This is a genomic window from Pseudomonas sp. K5002 (genome assembly GCF_013386655.1).
GTDB lineage: Bacteria > Pseudomonadota > Gammaproteobacteria > Pseudomonadales > Pseudomonadaceae > Aquipseudomonas.
Genome location: NZ_JACARK010001695.1, coordinates 1 through 337, shown reverse-complemented (window position 1 = coordinate 337; position 337 = coordinate 1). Strand labels below are relative to the sequence as shown.

The following is a 337-nucleotide window of genomic DNA, read 5'->3' as shown; positions in this document are numbered from 1 at the left end:
TGCGGTCGACCTTGCCGTTGTTGTTCAACGGCAAGCGTTCCATGCATTCGAACGCTGCCGGTACCATGTACGGCGGCAGTTGGGCGCGCAGGTGTTCGCTCAGGCCGGTGCTGCCCAGTGTGTCGTCATGGGCCGACCAGTAGGCCACCAGCCAGGCTTCGCCTACGTTGTTCTCGCGCAGCAATACCGCGGCTTCACGCACGTTGGGGTGTTGGGCCAGGCGGTGTTCAATTTCGGTCAGTTCGATGCGATGGCCGCGCAGTTTCACTTGTTGGTCGCGACGGCCGAGGTACTCGATCACACCGTCGGCACGCCAGCGGCCGAGGTCGCCGGTGCG

The 337-nt window shown here is 64.1% G+C and carries 1 pseudogene; it reads right to left on the bottom strand.

The features are described from left to right. Positions 1-337: pseudogene (locus HX846_RS38755) on the bottom strand (hypothetical protein); the annotation flags it as partial.